The 243-nt window shown below is 72.0% G+C and carries 1 pseudogene; it reads left to right on the top strand.

From position 1 onward, the window contains the following. Positions 1-243 (top strand): annotated as a pseudogene (locus MWU75_RS19685) (hypothetical protein); the annotation flags it as partial.

The following is a 243-nucleotide window of genomic DNA, read 5'->3' as shown; positions in this document are numbered from 1 at the left end:
CCCGGTGACCGCTGCGGAGCTGACTGCGTTCACCCGTCGGCTCGCCGGTGGAGCGGGCCTGAAGGAGTTGGTCGACGTCCCCGCAGCGGATCTCTGCGACGTCATCACCGGCCTGGAGGGCGTGAAGAACGCCGCGGCCGCCGCGCAGGCCCGGGTGACCGACACCGTCGTCACCAAGCTGCGTGAGCAGGCCGTCGCGGACGGTGTCCCGCGTAGGCGGGCGGACAAGGGACTGCGCAAGCA

Origin of the sequence: Ornithinimicrobium sp. F0845, from assembly GCF_023015765.1 — a bacterium.
Taxonomy (GTDB): domain Bacteria; phylum Actinomycetota; class Actinomycetes; order Actinomycetales; family Dermatophilaceae; genus Ornithinicoccus.
Note: the sequence above shows the minus strand (reverse complement) of the source record. Positions and strands in the feature narration are given on the sequence as shown.